The organism is Escherichia sp. MOD1-EC6021, assembly GCF_002965245.1.
GTDB classification, from domain to species: Bacteria; Pseudomonadota; Gammaproteobacteria; order Enterobacterales; family Enterobacteriaceae; genus Escherichia; species Escherichia coli_F.
The window spans coordinates 17,618-36,235 of sequence record NZ_PTRU01000018.1; the positions used below are offsets into that span (position 1 = coordinate 17,618).

Consider the following 18,618-nt stretch of genomic DNA (forward strand, 5'->3'; position numbering starts at 1 on the left):
TCATTCCTGAAGCCTTTCGCGATTGGACCAGGTAAAGCACTCATTACTGGTATAAAGGATAACGAAATCAGCCGACTGCAATTGTTGCTGATATTGTTCGTTAATGCTGCGGCTGACGATCACATTTTCTGCCTGATGCAAATGTCCAATGGCTACCGTTGATGGCGCAGGATCGGCGGCAACGATAACCGTCTTATTCTGGGCATTATCGAAACAGAGCTGCCAGGCAGCGGCAAGTCTGGGAGCGTTGGTATTTAAAGTACCATCAGTATCCAGATGGCTGATTTCCAGAATGCTATGTGTAATGGTGAAATGCTGAAGTGCCTGTTCGAGCGGTTTTCCGGCCAATGCGGTGTCGGGGCGTAGCATTTCACTGCCAGCCAGTATTATTTCGCCATCAATAAACTGATTTGCCAGCAGCGCATGTTCGGGATCGTTGGTGATCAGACGCAGTTTTTTCACTTCGCTGAGCAAGGGAATGATCTTACGGCAGATTATGCCATGTCCAAGAAATAGCGTGTCACGATCGCGAATTAACCGTGCGCAATGTCGCGCTATTTCCATTTGTTGTGCCAGAGACAACGGCGCAATCGGTTGTATCGCTTCTGGTTCAGAGGAGAGGGGTGTCGCAATAGCACCGCCAAATGATCGCTTTAAATATCCCTGTTGCTCCAGATAACTGAGATCGCCGCGGATCGTCACGCCAGAGACACCAAGTTGCGCAGATAAGTCATCAACTTTGATTTCACCCTGGGCGGCAACAATTTCTGCAATTTTTAATCTGCGTTTCAGTAGGTTAGACGATTTTCTCGGCACGTTAACACTCTTCATTGGCCTTTAATGCGTAACACTATAGCCCCTTGTATTTTTCTTTGAAAGTTACCCTTCAATAATATCGACAATTCGAAAATAAAAGCATAGGGCAAAAATTGCAGCAAAAATAGCTTAATGCATTGAAAATAAATGAATATTTCCATATCTGTCCAAAGGCATCATTGGTTTCATTTTCAAAGTGAAAAATAAATTAAGTTATTTTTTTGTAAGTTATTTTGATGATATTCGACATGCGTCACGCTTTTTACCGCTTTTGCTGTGCTAGTTTGCTTTCAAAATGAAAGTGAAGATTCTCTTTCTTCATTTTGTAAGGTGAACGACAAATATCAGGAGCTGCGATGTACATCATTTCAAGCAAAAACATGCTGAAAAAAGCCCAGTCAGAGGGATATGCCGTCCCTGCTTTCAACATTCATAACCTTGAAACTTTACAGGTAGTTGTTGAGAGCGCTGCACAACTTCGCTCTCCCGTTATGCTGGCGGGAACACCGGGTACTTATCGTTATGGCGGCGTGGGAAGTTTGATTTCGTTAGTACAATCGCTGGCTCGCGAGTACAACCTACCGTTAGTCCTGCATCTCGATCATCATGAAGAGTGTGATGACATTTTTAACAAGGTCCGCGCAGGGATCCGTTCTGTCATGATTGATGGTTCCCATTTGCCATTTGAAGACAACATTGCGCGAGTGCAAGAAGTTACCGCCTTTTGCCATCGCTTTGATGTTAGCGTTGAGGCCGAGCTAGGGCGTCTTGGCGGTCAGGAGGACGATCTGCTGGTGGATGAAAAAGATTCAGCTTATACCTCACCAGCCGCAGCTGCAGAGTTTGTTCAACGTACCCAAATTGACTCTCTGGCGGTAGCAATAGGCACTGCACATGGTTTATATGCGCATGAACCACGTCTGGATTTTGTGCGGCTGGAACAAATTCGCCAGCTGGTGGAAATTCCGCTGGTGTTGCATGGAGCTTCAGGCCTATCGGAACAGGACGTTCAGCTCTGTATTCGCCACGGTATTTGTAAAGTAAATGTCGCGACAGAATTGAAAATTGCGTTTGCCGATGCATTAAAAGGATATTTCTACAACAATCCAGCGGCAAATGATCCTCGTCATTATATGCAGCCGGCAAAGGCCGCTATGAAGGAAGTTGTAACCCGCATTATTGGCGTCTGTGGCAGTGAAGGAAAAATTTAAGACGTTGTACCCTACAAAAACAATGAGGATTGTTTATGAAAAATATTAAATTACTTGGTTCCGCTATGATGGTGAGCCTGGCATTGTTCTCGCAAAGTTCATTGGCAAAAGAGTATAAAATTGGAGCTTCATTATTAACACAGCAACACCCTTTTTATATCGACCTCGCAAATGCAATGAAAGAAGAGGCGAAAAAAGACAATGTCAATTTAAGTGTCTCTATTGCCAATCAGGATTTAAACAAACAGCTTTCTGATGTTGAGGATTTTATTACTAAAAAGGTAGATGCCATTATTATCTCTCCGGTCGATTCGAAAGGTGTCCAGGCAGCGATAATTAAAGCCGATAAGGCTGGTATTCCCGTTATCACCGTTGACGTTGCCGCGGAAGGCGTTCCGGTCGTATCGCATGTTGCGACCGATAATTACGCGGGAGGCGTTGAAGCTGGTAAGTTAATGGGCAAACTTTTGAATGGTAAAGGTACTGTAGCCATTATTTCTTATCCGGCACTACAATCGGTGGTTGCGCGCGTTGATGGTTTTAAGAAAGGGTTAAGCGAGACACCGGATATTAAAATTGTTGCTGAACAGCCTGGTATAACGCGGGCTGAAGCGTTAACGACTGCGCAAAACATTATGCAGGCCAACGCCAACCTGAATGGTCTGTTTGGCTTTGGTGATGATGCGGCGCTGGCGGCGGTTATAGCGGCGAAATCTGCGCATAACGACAACATCAAAATCATTGGTTTTGATGGTATGAAAGAAGCGCGAGATGCCGTTGATAGTGAAAAAACGTTTGCGGCCGTGATTCGGCAATATCCCGATCAAATGGGTGCTAAAGCCATTGATGCCGCTGTTGATCACCTCAATGGTAAACCGGTAGAGAAAATGATCCCGGTACAACCCGGCGTTTATACAGGTAAATAATAAACATCTTCATTTCACAACAAAACGTTATCGACGTTTTGTTGTGACACCGAGGTCATTATGACGGATGTTATTCTTGATGTTTCGCATATTGCGAAGACATTTGGTCATGTTCAGGCATTAAAAGATATTACACTCTCTTTACGTAAAGGGCGGGTACATACTTTATTAGGTGAGAATGGTGCCGGTAAATCGACATTAATGAAAATATTGGCCGGTGTTTATCCGCCAACCCAGGGAACAATAAAACTACGTGGTGAAACTATCACAATTAATAATCCGCAGCATTCACGTCAGTTAGGGATTGCTATTATTTTTCAGGAACTGAGCCTGAGTAATAATATGACAGTGGCGGAAAATATTTATGCCAATAATGAACCGCGACGTTTTGGCATTATTAACGATAAAAAAATGCTCGCAGATTGCCAGAATCTCCTCGCGGAACTGGGCATCCCACTGGATCCGCTGGAAATGGTCGGCAATATGTCGATGGCACATAGGCAACTGGTAGAAATTGCCAAAGCCTTAAGCTATGCAGCAGATGTCGTGATTATGGATGAACCGACATCTTCGCTAAGTGATAATGAAGCAGAGATTCTGTTTAACATTATTGAGAAATTAAAGCAGCGAGGTTGTGCGGTTATTTATATCTCTCATCGCATGGATGAAATTATGCGGATTTCAGATGATATTTCGGTGATCCGCGACGGTGAGTATATCGCTACGCATGAAAAGAAAAACAGTGATATCCAGCATTTGATTGCCCAAATGGTTGGTCGGGAAATGAAAAACATTTGGCCAGCACGTCTTGGGGAAAAGCCGGATGAAAATGTTCCTGCAAAACTGGAAGTAAAAAACCTTTCCCATCCTTCGCTTTTTAAAGAGGTCAGTTTCGCTGTGCGTCCGGGGGAAGTCCTCGGATTTTTTGGCCTGGTGGGGGCCGGGCGTTCCGATGTGATGAAGGCGCTATTTGGCCTCGTTTCGTATCACGGGACAGTGTTGATCGATGGTAAGGAAGTCAGGATCGCTAATCCCAAACAGGCTATTGATCATGGCATTGCTTTTGTGACCGAAAACCGCAAGGAAGAAGGGTTAGTGCTGATGCACGACGTCAATATGAACACGCACCATGTGGCGTTTCAATATAACGCTTCGCGGATGGGACTCATCAATCACCGACAAGAAGAGGCGAAGACGCTGCAATCTATTGCCAGAATGAATACTAAAGTGAGTTCTGTACATCAGGCTGTGGGGGCGCTAAGCGGCGGTAATCAACAGAAAATCGTGTTATCGAAGTGGCTGGAGAAAACCCCACGTATTTTATTGCTCGATGAGCCTACGCGCGGAGTGGATGTCGGCGCAAAATTTGAAATCTATCACGTGATACGTCAACTGGCTGCGGCAGGAACAGCAATTATTCTGGTGTCCTCTGAACTGCCTGAAGTCATGGCACTTAGCGATCGTCTGGTGGTAATGCGTAATAAAACGATTGCCGATATTTATTCATGTGAAAATTTAACGCAGACACAGGTAATGACCGCTGCAACAGGAGTACGTTAAATGACAGAGAAAACTCTTGCCAGTCCGAAACCTTCGGAAATTCCCATTGCAAATAATTTTAAAAAAGTCTTCAGGCAATATGGCGGTATCCTCAGTGGAATGGTGGTGTTAATCATTCTGTTCAGTTTTATTAATGACAGTTTTTTTACTGCCAATAACATTACTAATATTATTCTTCAGGTTTCGATAATTGCAATTACCGCCTATGGAATGACTTATGTACTTTTGCTTGGCGATATTGATTTATCAGTCGGTTCAACCATTGCATTGATTGGCACATTTGCTGCGCTTGGGGCTTCATGGGGAATTCCATTTATTTTATTGGTCCCATTATCCATTATTGCAGCCCTGGCTCTGGGGATGATAAATGGTGGCTTGACGGCTATAGCGGGTATCCCTTCGTTTATTGTCACCGTTGCTACAATGGGGATCTTCCGTGGTATCGCTTATATAGTGACCGATGGTATGCCCATCATGATTAAAGATGATGCCTTTCTGGCGCTGGGGAATGGAGAATTTCTCTATATACCTATTCCTATCTGGATATTAATCATCTTATTGCTGATTAACCACTTCATTCTTACTAAAACAACCTTTGGACGAAAAATTTATATCACTGGTGGTAATAAAGAAGCGGCAGTTTATTCAGGGATAAATGTCACCCGCTTGAAAATTAAAGTCTTTATGATTACAGCCGTGCTGGCAGGTATCAGCGGGATGATCCTCGCCTCACGCCTCTATTCCGGGCAACCGAATTCCGCGTTGAGCTACGAACTGGATGCTATTGCCGCGGCTGTACTGGGAGGCACCAGCCTGAACGGCGGCTATGGAACGGTGGTGGGGACGGTAATCGGGGCATTAACCATCGGCGTTATTAATAATGGCATGAACTTAATGAATGTTCCCTATTTCTATCAGATGGTGGTTAAAGGATTAGTCATTCTTGTAGCCGTTTATTTTGACGTAAGAAATAAAAGAAAACGTAGCTAATCATTTCAAGGAATTAATTATATGAGTAAGGTCTTCACAATTGGAGAAATTCTGGTTGAAATTATGGCGAGTAAAATCGGCCAGCCATTTGATCAACCCGGAATTTGGAACGGTCCTTATCCCAGTGGCGCGCCCGCTATTTTTATCGATCAAGTGACACGTCTTGGCGTTCCGTGCGGCATCATTAGCTGTGTGGGGAATGATGGCTTTGGTGATATTAATATACATCGTTTGGCTGCTGATGGTGTGGATATTAGGGGGATTTCAGTCTTACCTCTGGAAGCCACCGGTAGCGCCTTTGTTACTTATCATAACTCTGGCGATCGTGATTTTATTTTTAATATCAAGAATGCCGCTTGCGGTAAATTATCGGCGCAGCATGTTGATGAAAATATTCTGAAGGACTGTACCCATTTTCATATTATGGGTTCATCCCTGTTTTCATTCCATATGGTAGACGCAGTAAAAAAAGCAGTAACCATCGTTAAAGCAAATGGTGGCGTTATTTCTTTCGACCCTAATATTCGTAAAGAGATGCTCGATATTCCAGAAATGCGTGACGCCCTCCACTTTGTTCTTGAGTTAACAGATATCTATATGCCCAGCGAGGGAGAAGTGTTGCTCTTGTCGCCACACTCGACACCGGAGCGTGCAATCGCTGGTTTTCTTGAAGAAGGTGTTAAAGAGGTGATTGTGAAGCGCGGCAATCAAGGTGCCAGTTACTACTCCGCGAATGAGCAGTTTCATGTTGAGAGCTATCCGGTGGAAGAAGTTGACCCGACCGGTGCGGGAGACTGCTTTGGTGGCGCGTGGATTGCCTGCCGCCAGCTAGGGTTTGACGCCCATCGGGCATTACAATATGCCAACGCCTGCGGTGCACTGGCGGTAACCCGACGTGGCCCAATGGAGGGAACGTCTCGCCTTGCGGAAATCGAAGCGTTCATCCAGCGCCATGACATGTCCATTCGGGAAGCAGCACAATGAAAAACGAAATTTGGTCGTGGATTGGCGATCTCTCGCAGGTTGCCGGAATTAAACACTATGAGTTACGCAGTGGCAGATCAAAGGGGACAGAAGCGTTTGATGTCCGTACTGGTGCGGGATTGGCATTTACGGTGGTAAAAGATCGCGCGCTGGATATTGCATGGGCCAGCTACAAGGACACTGCGCTCTCTTTTATCACCCCCAACGGCATTGTCGCCCCCGCTTTTTTTGAGTCTCAGGGCAACGGGTTTTTACGTAGCTTCTACGCGGGGTTACTGACTACCTGCAGACTTAGCTACATTGGCACGCCCTGTGAGGATAACGGAGAAACGCTGGGGTTACACGGGCGTTTGGCTGCGACTCCAGCAGAAGAGGTGGGGTATCGCACAGAACGGACCGACGACGGCATTGAATTTGTCATCAATGGCAAAGTACGGGAAACACGATTGTTCGGTGAAAATCTGACGCTGGAAAGGACCATTCGCTGCCGTTATGGCGAAAATGTGCTGCGCATTGAAGACAAGGTGACTAATCATGGTTTCACCCGCCAGCCGCTGCAAATTCTTTATCACTTTAATTACGGCTGGCCTTTATTATCGCCACAGGCAGAAATCTTGCTGTCGGCTAAAAGCGTAACGCCACGAACCCCGCATGCGGCGGAAGGGTTAACCAGTCATCTGGAGATTTGTACCCCACAGCCCGGTTTTGACGAGCAGGTTTACTATCTCACGTTGAATAGCGACAGTCAGGGGATGAGTAAAGTTGCGCTGGTGAACGCCGAACTGGGGTGGGGAATTTACGAGAAATTCGACACCATGCAGCTACCCAACTTTATCCAGTGGAAAAATTTAGGCGCGGGTGAATATGTTATGGGGCTGGAGGTCAGCAATAGTTTTCCTGACGGTCGTGATAAAGAACGAGCGCAGGGGCGTCTGCCCTTTATAGAGCCAGGGGAAACAAAGACATACTGCTTTGAGCTGGGAATTGTTGATGGCGATGCTGAAATTAGCGCGTTGAAAGCGGAAATTGCAAGCTACCGTTAGCTAACGGCAATAAAAACGCCGGGCAGCGTTAACAGGCCCGGCGTTGATTACGTTCTTTGCTAAGCGCGATGAAAACACCGCGCGTCACAAATTATTTTTCCTGAAGACCGAGTTTTTTCTCCAGATAGTGGATGTTAGTGCCACCATGCTGGAAGTTCTCGTCATTCATGATGCGGATCTGCAGATCAACGTTGGTTTTGATACCGTCGATGATCAGCTCCTGCAGCGCATTCTTCATGCGGGCAATCGCCACGTCACGGTTTTCACCGTAGCAAATCAGCTTACCGATCATTGAGTCATAGTACGGCGGTACGGTGTAGCCCGCGTAGATATGAGACTCCCAACGCACGCCAAAACCGCCAGGTGCATGGAAACGGGTGATTTTGCCCGGGCTTGGCAGGAAGGTGTTAGGATCCTCGGCGTTAATACGGCATTCCACCGCATGGCCGCGAACGTGAACTTCTTCTTGCTTGATCGACAGCGGTTGACCAGCAGCAATACGCAGTTGTTCTTTGATCAGGTCAACACCGGTGATCATTTCAGTAACCGGGTGTTCTACCTGAATACGGGTGTTCATTTCGATGAAATAGAACTCGCCGTTTTCGAACAGAAACTCGAAAGTACCTGCACCGCGATAGCCGATATCAACACACGCTTTAGCACAACGTTCACCGATGTAGCGACGCAGTTCCGGGGTAATGCCCGGTGCTGGCGCTTCTTCGACCACTTTCTGGTGACGACGCTGCATAGAGCAGTCACGTTCCGCCAGATAGATAGCGTTGCCCTGACCGTCCGCCAGTACCTGGATCTCGACGTGGCGAGGATTTTCCAGGTATTTCTCCATGTAAACCATGTCGTTATTGAAAGCAGCTTTCGCTTCCGCACGGGTCATGGAGATGGATTGTGCCAGTTCAGCGTCGCCGCGTACTACACGCATACCACGACCGCCGCCGCCGCCGGAGGCTTTGATAATCACCGGGTAACCAATGCGTTTTGCAATGGCGCGGTTTTTATCCATATCGTCGCCCAGCGGGCCGTCAGAACCTGGTACGCAAGGAACGCCCGCTTTTTTCATCGCGGCGATTGCGGATACTTTGTCACCCATCAGGCGAATGGTGTCTGCTTTCGGGCCGATGAAGATAAAGCCGGAGCGTTCAACCTGCTCGGCAAAATTGGCGTTCTCGGAGAGGAAGCCGTAACCCGGATGGATTGCTACTGCGCCGGTGATTTCAGCGGCGCTGATGATTGCCGGGATGTTCAGATAACTTTTTACTGACGGAGCAGGGCCGATACAGACCGTTTCGTCTGCCAGTAATACGTGTTTTAGATCGCGATCCGCACTGGAGTGCACAGCGACAGTCTTGATGCCCAGTTCTTTACAGGCACGAAGAATACGCAATGCAATCTCGCCGCGGTTGGCAATAACAATTTTATCCAGCATGTTCGCCTCGTTACTCGATGACGACCAGCGGCTCGTCAAATTCTACCGGTTGTCCACTTTCGACCAGAATTGCTTTCACGGTACCGGATTTGTCCGCTTCGATCTGGTTCATCATTTTCATGGCTTCAACGATGCACAGGGTATCGCCCACGTTGACTTTCTGACCCACTTCGATGAACGCTTTTGCGTCCGGGCTTGGGGTGCGGTAGAAAGTACCAACCATCGGGGAACGTACGATGTGACCACTGATTTCCGCTGCTGCTGGCGCTTCCATGGAAGGAACGGTCGCCGGAGCGGCTGCGTTAGATTGAGCTGGCTGCTGCATCATTGGTGCAGCGTAAGCTTGTTGCATCACAGGGAAACTTGCGGCAGGAGCTGCACGGCTGATGCGTACTGACTCTTCGCCTTCGGAGATTTCCAGTTCGGAGATGCCTGATTCTTCAACCAGCTCGATCAGTTTTTTAATCTTACGAATATCCATGAGTGGGTTCCGTACTCTTTGTTTAGTGTGATTGTGACAGGCGTTTCACCGCCGTCTGTAAAGCGTATGCCCCGACAGCTGTATGCATAGCGATAAATTCCAGCAGGCCGGGACGCCGGTCTATTTTGCCCCAGAGTGTCAATGTTAGACTTGACGGACATTGTGCAGCGATCTGCTGCTATCCTCCGGCAAAAAACAAAATATACCTTCGTTGCGCCAATGTCACCTTTTCCGCAGCGCAAAAACTGCGTCAGGGAGAACGAGGTCGCACATTATAACGATTTCGTAGCAATTGGCAGCTAAATACTGGTCTTATCAGGGAAGATAATCAACAGCTAACATGTAAATAACCTTCAACACCGTGTAATTTGCAACAAGCCGCACAATTCACGAAATTAGCGCCATCATCGACGGAACTTCTTATAACGTAAGGCTAAAAGTTGTAAAGCCAGCCCTGCGAAGATGAGGGGCTGCAATGAGATAATCTTCACAGACCACAAATAATGTAGGGATGCCAGGATCGCGACAAGATAGACGACATTACGCAGCGGTTGCTGGGGATTGCCCAATTTTCACTGCATCGTCTGGATAAACGTGAATGCTAAAGCGCGCAAAATCAACAAACTGACAATGCTCAGCATCAAATACGTTCGAGTGGTTAATTTGTAGGCAAATAAAATCAGATTATTCACCCCATGGTACCAGAAATCAGTAACAGGTTAAGCGTAGCGTCGCCCAGGCAAAGCACCATAAACCTAACAGGCGACGGAGGCGTATCAATAATGGCTGTTTAGTGGAGTAACAGTGCGCATCAATTTATGGTCAGTCGAAATCATGACTTTCCAGTTTGGATGATGTTGTACAACTTCATGACCAAGATGTTCGACAAAAGCTGTCCGGCTAACCGCTTTTCCCGTTAACCGATTGAATAATGATTTCAAAATGAGTTCCCTCTCTTATTATTCCCTGCTAAATGGTTAGTTAACCTTCACCAGCGTGCGACCCTGGATCTGGTTATTAATGATGGCCTCGGCAAATTTCGGTGCCTCTGCCAGAGATATCTCTTTTGCCGCTTGGGTATAGAATGATTCCGGTAAATCGGCGACCAGTCGCTGCCAGGCTTGTGCGCGGCGTGCTGGTGGCGTCATCACTGAATCCACCCCCTGTAAACGGACATTACGCAGAATAAATGGCATGACCGTGGTTGGCAGAGTAAAACCACCCGCCAGACCACAGGCCGCCACGCAGCCGCCGTAATTCATTTGCGCCAGCACTTTCGCCAGCACTTTGTCGCCAACGGTGTCAATTGCCCCAGCCCAGAGTTGTTTTTCCAGAGGACGGGATTCGGCAAACTCATCGCGAGGGAGAATACGGCTGGCACCTAAACTTTTCAGATATTCATGGGTACTTTCGCGACCGGAAACGGCAACGACCTGATAACCCAACCTATGCAGCAGCGCCACGGCGGTACTGCCGACGCCACCACTGGCACCCGTTACGACAATCTCGCCGTCCTGCGGGCGAACACCGGCATCTTCCAGCGCCATCACACACAGCATGGCGGTAAAACCGGCAGTACCGATAATCATTGCTTTACGCGCGTCCAGCCCTTGCGGCATGGCAACCAGCCAGTCACCTTTCACTCGCGCCTGCTCCGCCAGCCCACCCCAGTGGTTTTCACCAACGCCCCAGCCAGTGAGTAATACGTCCTGACCGGCATGAAAACGCGGATCTTCGCTGGTGCGTACAGTTCCGGCAAAATCGATCCCAGGAATCATCGGAAAATTACGGATGATTTTTCCCTTACCGGTAATTGCCAGCGCATCTTTGTAGTTCAGGCTCGACCAGTGAACATCAACCGTGACATCGCCCTCCGGCAGGCGACTTTCGTCCAGAGTCTGTACCGATGCGAGAGTTTTGCCGTCCTGCTGTTCTAAAAGTAACGCCTGCATAAGTGGTCCTCATGTGCATGATGGATTGGAAAATAATTTCTGAAGACTATACTCGCTAATGGAAAAGCAAAGCCGATGAAGCGCAATAAATTGCGAGATAAATCTGATTTGCTAGTATGCCCGCTTCCTCACTATCGGAGTTAACACAAGGATGAGATTAACGACGAAATTTTCGGCCTTTGTTACGCTGCTCACCGGGTTAACAATTTTTGTGACTTTGTTGGGCTGTTCGCTAAGTTTCTACAACGCCATTCAGTATAAGTTTAGTCATCGCGTTCAGGCGGTGGCGACGGCGATTGATACCCACCTTGTGTCGAATGACTTCAGCGCATTAAGGCCACAAATTACCGAATTAATGATGTCAGCAGATATCGTTCGTGTAGACCTGCTGCATGGTGATAAACAGGTTTATACCCTCGCCAGAAATGGTAGTTATCGTCCGGTTGGCACCAGCGATCTGTTTCGCGAACTGAGCGTTCCGTTGATAAAGCATCCGGGGATGTCGCTGCGTCTGGTTTATCAGGATCCGATGGGCAACTATTTCCATTCGTTGATGACCACCGCGCCGCTCACGGGGGCGATTGGCTTTATCATTCTTATGCTCTTCCTGGCGGTACGCTGGTTACAACGGCAACTTGCCGGGCAAGAATTGCTGGAAACCCGGGCTACTCGTATCTTAAACGGTGAGCGTGGCTCTAATGTGTTGGGAACCATCTATGAATGGCCGCCCAGAACCAGCAGTGCGCTGGATACGCTGCTTCGTGAAATTCAGAACGCACGCGAACAACACAGCCGTCTTGATACGCTGATCCGCTCTTATGCCGCCCAGGACGTGAAAACCGGCCTCAATAACCGACTCTTTTTCGATAATCAGTTAGCAACGTTACTGGAAGATCAGGAGAAAGTAGGTACCCACGGGATCGTGATGATGATTCGTCTGCCGGATTTTAATATGTTGAGTGATACCTGGGGGCACAGCCAGGTTGAAGAACAGTTCTTCACTCTGACGAATCTGCTGTCGACATTTATGATGCGCTACCCTGGCGCACTGCTGGCGCGTTACCACCGTAGTGATTTTGCTGCGCTGTTGCCGCACCGGACGTTAAAAGAGGCAGAGAGCATAGCCAGTCAGTTAATCAAAGCCGTCGATACCTTGCCGAACAATAAAATGCTCGATCGCGACGATATGATCCACATTGGTATCTGTGCCTGGCGTAGTGGTCAGGATACCGAGCAGGTAATGGAACATGCAGAGTCTGCCACGCGTAATGCGGGATTGCAGGGCGGCAATAGCTGGGCTATTTACGATGACTCGTTGCCTGAAAAAGGACGCGGTAATGTTCGCTGGCGTACGCTTATCGAGCAAATGCTCAGTCGCGGCGGCCCGCGCCTTTATCAAAAACCGGCGGTTACTCGCGAAGGCCAGGTTCATCATCGCGAACTCATGTGCCGCATCTTCGATGGTAATGAAGAGGTTAGCTCGGCTGAGTATATGCCGATGGTCTTGCAGTTTGGCTTATCGGAAGAGTATGACCGCCTGCAAATCAGCCGTCTGATTCCACTATTGCGTTACTGGCCGGAGGAAAATCTGGCGATTCAGGTTACCGTTGAGTCGCTGATTCGCCCGCGTTTTCAGCGTTGGCTGCGAGATACGTTAATGCAATGTGAAAGATCGCAACGAAAACGCATAATTATTGAACTTGCAGAGGCCGATGTAGGTCAACATATCAGTCGTTTACAACCTGTTATTCGTTTAGTGAATGCTTTAGGGGTACGGGTAGCCGTCAACCAGGCTGGTTTGACGCTGGTAAGCACCAGTTGGATCAAAGAACTTAATGTTGAGTTACTCAAGCTCCATCCGGGGCTGGTCAGAAACATTGAGAAGCGAACGGAGAATCAGCTGCTGGTTCAAAGCCTGGTGGAAGCCTGCTCCGGGACCAGCACCCAGGTTTACGCCACCGGCGTGCGTTCGCGAAGCGAGTGGCAGACCCTGATTCAGCGCGGTGTTACAGGTGGGCAAGGGGATTTTTTCGCGTCCTCACAGCCACTTGATACTAACGTGAAAAAATATTCACAAAGATACTCGGTTTAACCTGCCGTTTAATCCGTTTTCACGTAGAATAACGCGCGCTGCGTCTCATGGGAGTGTGCTTGTCTGCTCGCCAGATTGTTGCAGCACATATGCAGATGAATGACCTTACGCGGTTGCAAACAGGCGAGGAATGCTGCTGATGCATTAAGCCTTTCTGGACTCAGGCAGAGATTTGTAACAAAGGAAACGAACTGCACTAATTTTCACCGTAGCAGATGATTTTTGCGCCTTGTCGCTGCTGCGTGTGGTTGGTAAAGTAAGCGGATTTTCTTTTCCGCCCCAGCTTTCAGGATTATCCCTTAGTATGTTGAAAAAATTTCGTGGCATGTTTTCCAATGACTTGTCCATTGACCTGGGTACTGCGAATACCCTCATTTATGTAAAAGGACAAGGCATCGTATTGAATGAGCCTTCCGTGGTGGCCATTCGTCAGGATCGTGCCGGTTCACCGAAAAGCGTAGCTGCAGTAGGTCATGACGCGAAGCAGATGCTGGGCCGTACGCCGGGCAATATTGCTGCTATTCGCCCAATGAAAGACGGCGTTATCGCCGACTTCTTCGTGACTGAAAAAATGCTCCAGCACTTCATCAAACAAGTGCACAGCAACAGCTTTATGCGTCCAAGCCCGCGCGTTCTGGTTTGTGTGCCGGTTGGCGCAACCCAGGTTGAACGCCGCGCAATTCGTGAATCCGCGCAGGGCGCTGGTGCCCGTGAAGTCTTCCTGATTGAAGAACCGATGGCTGCCGCAATTGGTGCTGGCCTCCCGGTTTCTGAAGCGACCGGTTCTATGGTGGTTGATATCGGTGGTGGTACCACTGAAGTTGCTGTTATCTCCTTGAACGGCGTGGTTTACTCCTCTTCCGTGCGCATTGGTGGTGACCGTTTTGATGAAGCTATCATCAACTATGTGCGTCGTAATTACGGTTCTCTGATCGGTGAAGCCACCGCAGAACGTATCAAGCATGAAATCGGTTCGGCTTACCCGGGCGATGAAGTCCGTGAAATCGAAGTTCGTGGCCGTAACCTGGCAGAAGGTGTTCCACGCGGTTTTACCCTGAACTCCAACGAAATCCTCGAAGCACTGCAGGAACCGCTGACCGGTATTGTGAGCGCAGTAATGGTTGCACTGGAACAGTGTCCGCCGGAACTGGCTTCCGACATCTCCGAGCGCGGCATGGTGCTCACCGGTGGTGGCGCACTGCTGCGTAACCTTGACCGTTTGTTAATGGAAGAAACCGGCATTCCAGTCGTTGTTGCTGAAGACCCGCTGACCTGTGTGGCGCGCGGTGGCGGCAAAGCACTGGAAATGATCGACATGCACGGCGGCGACCTGTTCAGCGAAGAGTAATCGGATACAGGCAGGGGAAGCGTCTGTTTACCCTGCCTGGTCTGATACGAGAATACGCATAACTTATGAAGCCAATTTTTAGCCGTGGCCCGTCGCTACAGATTCGCCTTATTCTGGCGGTGCTGGTGGCGCTCGGCATTATTATTGCCGACAGCCGCCTGGGGACGTTCAGTCAAATCCGTACTTATATGGATACCGCCGTCAGTCCTTTCTACTTTGTTTCCAATGCTCCTCGTGAATTGCTGGATGGCGTATCGCAGACGCTGGCCTCGCGTGACCAACTAGAACTTGAAAACCGGGCGTTACGTCAGGAACTGTTGCTGAAAAACAGTGAACTGCTGATGCTTGGACAGTACAAACAGGAGAACGCGCGTCTGCGCGAGCTGCTGGGTTCCCCGCTGCGTCAGGATGAGCAGAAAATGGTGACTCAGGTTATCTCTACGGTTAACGATCCTTATAGCGATCAAGTTGTTATCGATAAAGGTAGCGTTAATGGCGTTTATGAAGGCCAGCCGGTCATCAGCGACAAAGGTGTTGTTGGTCAGGTGGTGGCCGTCGCTAAACTGACCAGTCGCGTGCTGCTGATTTGTGATGCGACCCACGCGCTGCCAATCCAGGTACTGCGCAACGATATCCGCGTAATTGCAGCCGGTAACGGTTGTACGGATGATTTGCAGCTTGAGCATCTGCCAGCGAATACGGATATTCGTGTTGGTGATGTGCTGGTGACTTCCGGTCTGGGCGGTCGTTTCCCGGAAGGCTATCCGGTGGCGGTTGTCTCTTCCGTAAAACTCGATACCCAGCGCGCTTATACTGTGATTCAGGCGCGTCCGACTGCGGGACTGCAACGTTTGCGTTATCTGCTGCTGCTGTGGGGCGCGGATCGTAACGGCGCTAACCCGATGACGCCGGAAGAGGTGCATCGTGTTGCTAATGAACGTCTGATGCAGATGATGCCGCAGGTATTGCCTTCGCCAGACGCGATGGGGCCAAAGTTACCCGAACCGGCAACGGGGATCGCTCAGCCGACTCCGCAGCAACCGGCGACAGGAAATGCAGCTACTGCGCCTGCTGCGCCGACACAGCCTGCTGCTAATCGCTCTCCACAAAGGGCTACGCCGCCGCAAAGTGGTGCTCAACCGCCTGCGCGTGCGCCGGGAGGGCAATAGTGGCGAGCTATCGTAGCCAGGGACGCTGGGTAATCTGGCTCTCTTTCCTCATTGCGCTGTTGCTGCAAATCATGCCCTGGCCGGACAACCTGATTGTTTTCCGGCCAAACTGGGTGTTGCTTATTCTGTTGTATTGGATCCTGGCCTTGCCCCATCGCGTAAATGTGGGCACAGGTTTTGTGATGGGTGCCATACTGGATCTGATTAGCGGCTCGACGCTTGGCGTACGCGTGTTGGCGATGAGCATCATTGCTTACCTGGTGGCGCTGAAATATCAGCTTTTCCGCAACCTCGCATTATGGCAGCAGGCGCTGGTCGTCATGTTGCTTTCGCTGGTGGTGGATATTATTGTTTTCTGGGCAGAGTTTTTAGTGATTAACGTCTCTTTCAGACCGGAAGTGTTCTGGAGTAGTGTAGTCAATGGAGTGCTCTGGCCGTGGATTTTCTTGCTGATGCGTAAAGTCCGTCAGCAGTTTGCAGTGCAATAAAGGTTTCTATGACTTCTCTGTATTTAGCTTCCGGTTCTCCGCGTCGTCAGGAGTTACTTGCGCAACTTGGCGTGACCTTTGAACGTATTGTTACGGGCATTGAGGAGCAGCGTCAGCCGCAGGAGAGCGCGCAGCAATATGTTGTGCGTCTGGCGCGCGAGAAAGCACAGGCGGGTGTCACGCACACGGCGCAGGATCTCCCGGTGCTGGGTGCGGATACTATCGTTATCCTGAATGGAGAAGTGCTGGAGAAACCGCGCGACGCAGAACATGCGGCGCAGATGTTGCGCAAATTATCGGGCCAGACCCATCAGGTGATGACGGCAGTGGCGTTGGCCGACAGTCAGCACATTCTCGATTGCCTGGTGGTCACCGATGTGACTTTCAGAACGTTAACAGACGAAGACATCGCGGGCTATGTCGCCAGCGGAGAACCGTTAGATAAAGCAGGTGCATACGGTATTCAGGGGTTGGGTGGCTGTTTTGTCAGGAAGATAAATGGCAGCTACCACGCCGTAGTCGGCTTACCGCTGGTTGAAACGTATGAATTATTAAGTAATTTTAACGCACTGCGTGAGAAAAGGGATAAACATGACGGCTGAATTGTTGGTAAACGTAACGCCTTCGGAAACGCGAGTGGCGTATATTGATGGCGGTATTCTGCAGGAAATTCATATTGAACGTGAGGCGCGACGCGGAATAGTAGGCAATATCTACAAGGGTCGTGTAAGTCGTGTACTTCCGGGTATGCAGGCGGCTTTTGTAGATATTGGGCTGGATAAAGCCGCGTTTCTTCATGCATCCGATATCATGCCGCACACTGAATGTGTGGCGGGTGAAGAACAAAAGCAATTCACGGTGCGCGACATCTCGGAACTGGTCCGTCAGGGGCAAGATCTGATGGTGCAGGTGGTGAAAGATCCGCTTGGTACTAAAGGTGCGCGCCTGACCACCGATATCACTCTGCCATCTCGCTATCTGGTTTTTATGCCAGGTGCTTCTCATGTTGGGGTTTCCCAACGTATCGAAAGCGAATCCGAACGTGAACGCCTGAAAAAAGTGGTCGCGGAGTATTGCGACGAGCAGGGCGGGTTTATCATCCGTACTGCAGCGGAAGGTGTTGGTGAGGCTGAACTGGCCTCCGATGCCGCTTATCTGAAACGTGTCTGGACCAAAGTCATGGAGCGTAAAAAGCGCCCGCAGACCCGTTATCAGCTGTATGGCGAACTGGCGTTGGCGCAGCGTGTTCTGCGTGATTTCGCTGACGCCGAGCTGGACCGCATTCGCGTTGACTCGCGCCTGACTTACGAAGCATTGCTGGAGTTTACTTCGGAGTACATTCCCGAGATGACAAGCAAGCTGGAGCATTACACCGGACGCCAGCCGATTTTCGATCTCTTTGATGTCGAAAACGAAATCCAGCGAGCGCTGGAACGCAAAGTAGAACTGAAATCCGGTGGTTATCTGATTATCGACCAGACCGAAGCGATGACCACCGTGGACATCAATACCGGAGCGTTTGTCGGTCATCGCAATCTGGACGACACCATCTTCAATACCAATATTGAAGCGACGCAGGCTATTGCTCGCCAGTTACGGTTGCGTAACCTGGGCGGGATCATCATTATTGATTTCATCGATATGAATAATGAAGATCACCGTCGCCGCGTACTGCATTCGCTGGAACAAGCGTTGAGCAAAGACCGGGTGAAAACCAGCGTTAATGGTTTTTCGGCGCTGGGGCTGGTGGAGATGACGCGTAAACGCACTCGCGAAAGCATTGAGCACGTACTATGTAACGAATGCCCAACCTGTCACGGTCGCGGAACGGTGAAAACCGTGGAAACGGTATGCTATGAAATCATGCGCGAGATTGTTCGTGTACACCATGCTTACGATTCCGACCGTTTCCTGGTCTATGCTTCTCCGGCAGTAGCCGAAGCCTTGAAAGGCGAAGAGTCACACTCGCTGGCGGAAGTGGAAATTTTCGTTGGCAAACAGGTTAAAGTACAAATTGAACCGCTCTATAACCAGGAGCAGTTTGACGTCGTAATGATGTAAACAGATGCTGGGCCGCCATCCGGCAAAGGGTTTTTGAGTCACATTTTTAGCAGACA

At 49.3% G+C, this 18,618-nt stretch carries 16 protein-coding genes; 12 read left to right on the plus strand and 4 right to left on the minus strand.

The genetic code is table 11. The annotated features are described in order from the left end of the window. The gene (locus tag BEB54_RS18980; protein WP_105276816.1) at window positions 1-831 is read right to left on the minus strand and encodes a DeoR/GlpR family DNA-binding transcription regulator; all 831 of its coding nucleotides are present in this window, start codon (window positions 829-831) and stop codon (window positions 1-3) included. 341 nt (window positions 832-1,172) lie between these two features. Between BEB54_RS18980 and BEB54_RS18985 the strand changes: the two genes are divergently transcribed. The 6 genes from BEB54_RS18985 to BEB54_RS19010 are packed head-to-tail and all read left to right on the plus strand — an operon-like array spanning window position 1,173 to window position 7,530. Then, window positions 1,173-2,027: a tagatose bisphosphate family class II aldolase gene (locus BEB54_RS18985; protein WP_000275531.1), complete on the plus strand. Its 855-nt coding sequence runs from the start codon at window positions 1,173-1,175 to the stop codon at window positions 2,025-2,027. A gap of 35 nt (window positions 2,028-2,062) precedes the next feature. After that, window positions 2,063-2,953 carry a substrate-binding domain-containing protein gene (locus BEB54_RS18990; RefSeq protein ID WP_024212244.1) on the plus strand — a complete coding sequence of 297 codons (891 nt, stop codon included), beginning with the start codon at window positions 2,063-2,065 and terminating at the stop codon, window positions 2,951-2,953. 60 nt (window positions 2,954-3,013) lie between these two features. Further along, window positions 3,014-4,513, plus strand: a complete 1,500-nt coding sequence (locus BEB54_RS18995) for a sugar ABC transporter ATP-binding protein (RefSeq protein WP_105276815.1) — start codon at window positions 3,014-3,016, stop codon at window positions 4,511-4,513. Then, window positions 4,514-5,503 (plus strand): ABC transporter permease, encoded by a 990-nt coding sequence (locus BEB54_RS19000; RefSeq protein ID WP_000137049.1) that lies wholly within the window; start codon window positions 4,514-4,516, stop codon window positions 5,501-5,503. Between the two features lie 21 nt (window positions 5,504-5,524). Next, on the plus strand, window positions 5,525-6,487 hold the full coding sequence (locus BEB54_RS19005; RefSeq protein WP_000048610.1) for a sugar kinase: 963 nt from the start codon (window positions 5,525-5,527) through the stop codon (window positions 6,485-6,487). Then, window positions 6,484-7,530, plus strand: coding sequence for an aldose 1-epimerase family protein (locus BEB54_RS19010; protein WP_105276814.1), 1,047 nt, complete (start codon window positions 6,484-6,486; stop codon window positions 7,528-7,530). Before BEB54_RS19005 ends, BEB54_RS19010 begins: the two co-directional genes overlap by 4 nt. Before the next feature lie 91 nt (window positions 7,531-7,621). On the opposite strand, the gene accC is transcribed toward BEB54_RS19010, so the two are convergent. From accC to acuI, 3 genes are all read right to left on the minus strand, one after another. Beyond that, complete coding sequence (accC, locus tag BEB54_RS19015; RefSeq protein WP_000884620.1) at window positions 7,622-8,971, minus strand: acetyl-CoA carboxylase biotin carboxylase subunit; 1,350 nt, start codon at window positions 8,969-8,971, stop codon at window positions 7,622-7,624. A 10-nt stretch (window positions 8,972-8,981) separates the two neighbouring features. Continuing rightward, entirely contained in the window at window positions 8,982-9,452 is a 471-nt protein-coding gene (gene accB / locus BEB54_RS19020; protein WP_000354622.1) for an acetyl-CoA carboxylase biotin carboxyl carrier protein, read from the minus strand. A 977-nt stretch (window positions 9,453-10,429) separates the two neighbouring features. Beyond that, a complete protein-coding gene (gene acuI, locus BEB54_RS19030) occupies window positions 10,430-11,404 on the minus strand; it encodes an acrylyl-CoA reductase (NADPH) (RefSeq protein ID WP_032185207.1) in 975 nt (324 codons plus the stop codon). A 151-nt stretch (window positions 11,405-11,555) separates the two neighbouring features. On the opposite strand from acuI, the gene csrD reads away from it, so the two are divergent. The 6 genes from csrD (at window position 11,556) to rng (ending at window position 18,562) form a co-directional block, all read left to right on the plus strand. Further along, entirely contained in the window at window positions 11,556-13,496 is a 1,941-nt protein-coding gene (csrD, locus tag BEB54_RS19035) for an RNase E specificity factor CsrD (RefSeq protein WP_105276813.1), read from the plus strand. A 304-nt stretch (window positions 13,497-13,800) separates the two neighbouring features. Beyond that, window positions 13,801-14,844: a rod shape-determining protein MreB gene (mreB, locus tag BEB54_RS19050; protein WP_000913396.1), complete on the plus strand. Its 1,044-nt coding sequence runs from the start codon at window positions 13,801-13,803 to the stop codon at window positions 14,842-14,844. Window positions 14,845-14,909: 65 nt separating this feature from the next. Further along, window positions 14,910-16,013, plus strand: a complete 1,104-nt coding sequence (gene mreC / locus BEB54_RS19055) for a rod shape-determining protein MreC (protein WP_000802511.1) — start codon at window positions 14,910-14,912, stop codon at window positions 16,011-16,013. Next, window positions 16,013-16,501, plus strand: coding sequence for a rod shape-determining protein MreD (gene mreD, locus BEB54_RS19060; protein WP_000179409.1), 489 nt, complete (start codon window positions 16,013-16,015; stop codon window positions 16,499-16,501). The genes mreC and mreD overlap by 1 nt, the downstream gene beginning before the upstream one ends. Window positions 16,502-16,509: 8 nt before the next feature. After that, the gene (gene yhdE / locus BEB54_RS19065) at window positions 16,510-17,103 is read left to right on the plus strand and encodes a nucleoside triphosphate pyrophosphatase YhdE (protein ID WP_000203103.1); all 594 of its coding nucleotides are present in this window, start codon (window positions 16,510-16,512) and stop codon (window positions 17,101-17,103) included. After that, window positions 17,093-18,562 carry a ribonuclease G gene (gene rng, locus BEB54_RS19070; protein ID WP_000123197.1) on the plus strand — a complete coding sequence of 490 codons (1,470 nt, stop codon included), beginning with the start codon at window positions 17,093-17,095 and terminating at the stop codon, window positions 18,560-18,562. The genes yhdE and rng overlap by 11 nt, the downstream gene beginning before the upstream one ends. Window positions 18,563-18,618: the final 56 nt, after the last annotated feature.

Bases quoted from the DNA above. Each gene is read 5' to 3' on its own strand.
- BEB54_RS18985 (WP_000275531.1), top strand. From the start codon at position 1,173: ATGTACATCATTTCAAGCAAAAACATGCTGAAAAAAGCCCAGTCAGAG.
- BEB54_RS19000 (WP_000137049.1), top strand. From the start codon at position 4,514: ATGACAGAGAAAACTCTTGCCAGTCCGAAACCTTCGGAAATTCCCATT.
- accC (WP_000884620.1), bottom strand. From the start codon at position 8,971: ATGCTGGATAAAATTGTTATTGCCAACCGCGGCGAGATTGCATTGCGT.
- accB (WP_000354622.1), bottom strand. From the start codon at position 9,452: ATGGATATTCGTAAGATTAAAAAACTGATCGAGCTGGTTGAAGAATCA.
- BEB54_RS19010 (WP_105276814.1), top strand. From the start codon at position 6,484: ATGAAAAACGAAATTTGGTCGTGGATTGGCGATCTCTCGCAGGTTGCC.
- BEB54_RS18990 (WP_024212244.1), top strand. From the start codon at position 2,063: ATGAAAAATATTAAATTACTTGGTTCCGCTATGATGGTGAGCCTGGCA.
- csrD (WP_105276813.1), top strand. From the start codon at position 11,556: ATGAGATTAACGACGAAATTTTCGGCCTTTGTTACGCTGCTCACCGGG.
- acuI (WP_032185207.1), bottom strand. From the start codon at position 11,404: ATGCAGGCGTTACTTTTAGAACAGCAGGACGGCAAAACTCTCGCATCG.
- BEB54_RS18980 (WP_105276816.1), bottom strand. From the start codon at position 831: ATGAAGAGTGTTAACGTGCCGAGAAAATCGTCTAACCTACTGAAACGC.
- yhdE (WP_000203103.1), top strand. From the start codon at position 16,510: ATGACTTCTCTGTATTTAGCTTCCGGTTCTCCGCGTCGTCAGGAGTTA.
- BEB54_RS19005 (WP_000048610.1), top strand. From the start codon at position 5,525: ATGAGTAAGGTCTTCACAATTGGAGAAATTCTGGTTGAAATTATGGCG.
- mreB (WP_000913396.1), top strand. From the start codon at position 13,801: ATGTTGAAAAAATTTCGTGGCATGTTTTCCAATGACTTGTCCATTGAC.
- BEB54_RS18995 (WP_105276815.1), top strand. From the start codon at position 3,014: ATGACGGATGTTATTCTTGATGTTTCGCATATTGCGAAGACATTTGGT.
- rng (WP_000123197.1), top strand. From the start codon at position 17,093: ATGACGGCTGAATTGTTGGTAAACGTAACGCCTTCGGAAACGCGAGTG.
- mreC (WP_000802511.1), top strand. From the start codon at position 14,910: ATGAAGCCAATTTTTAGCCGTGGCCCGTCGCTACAGATTCGCCTTATT.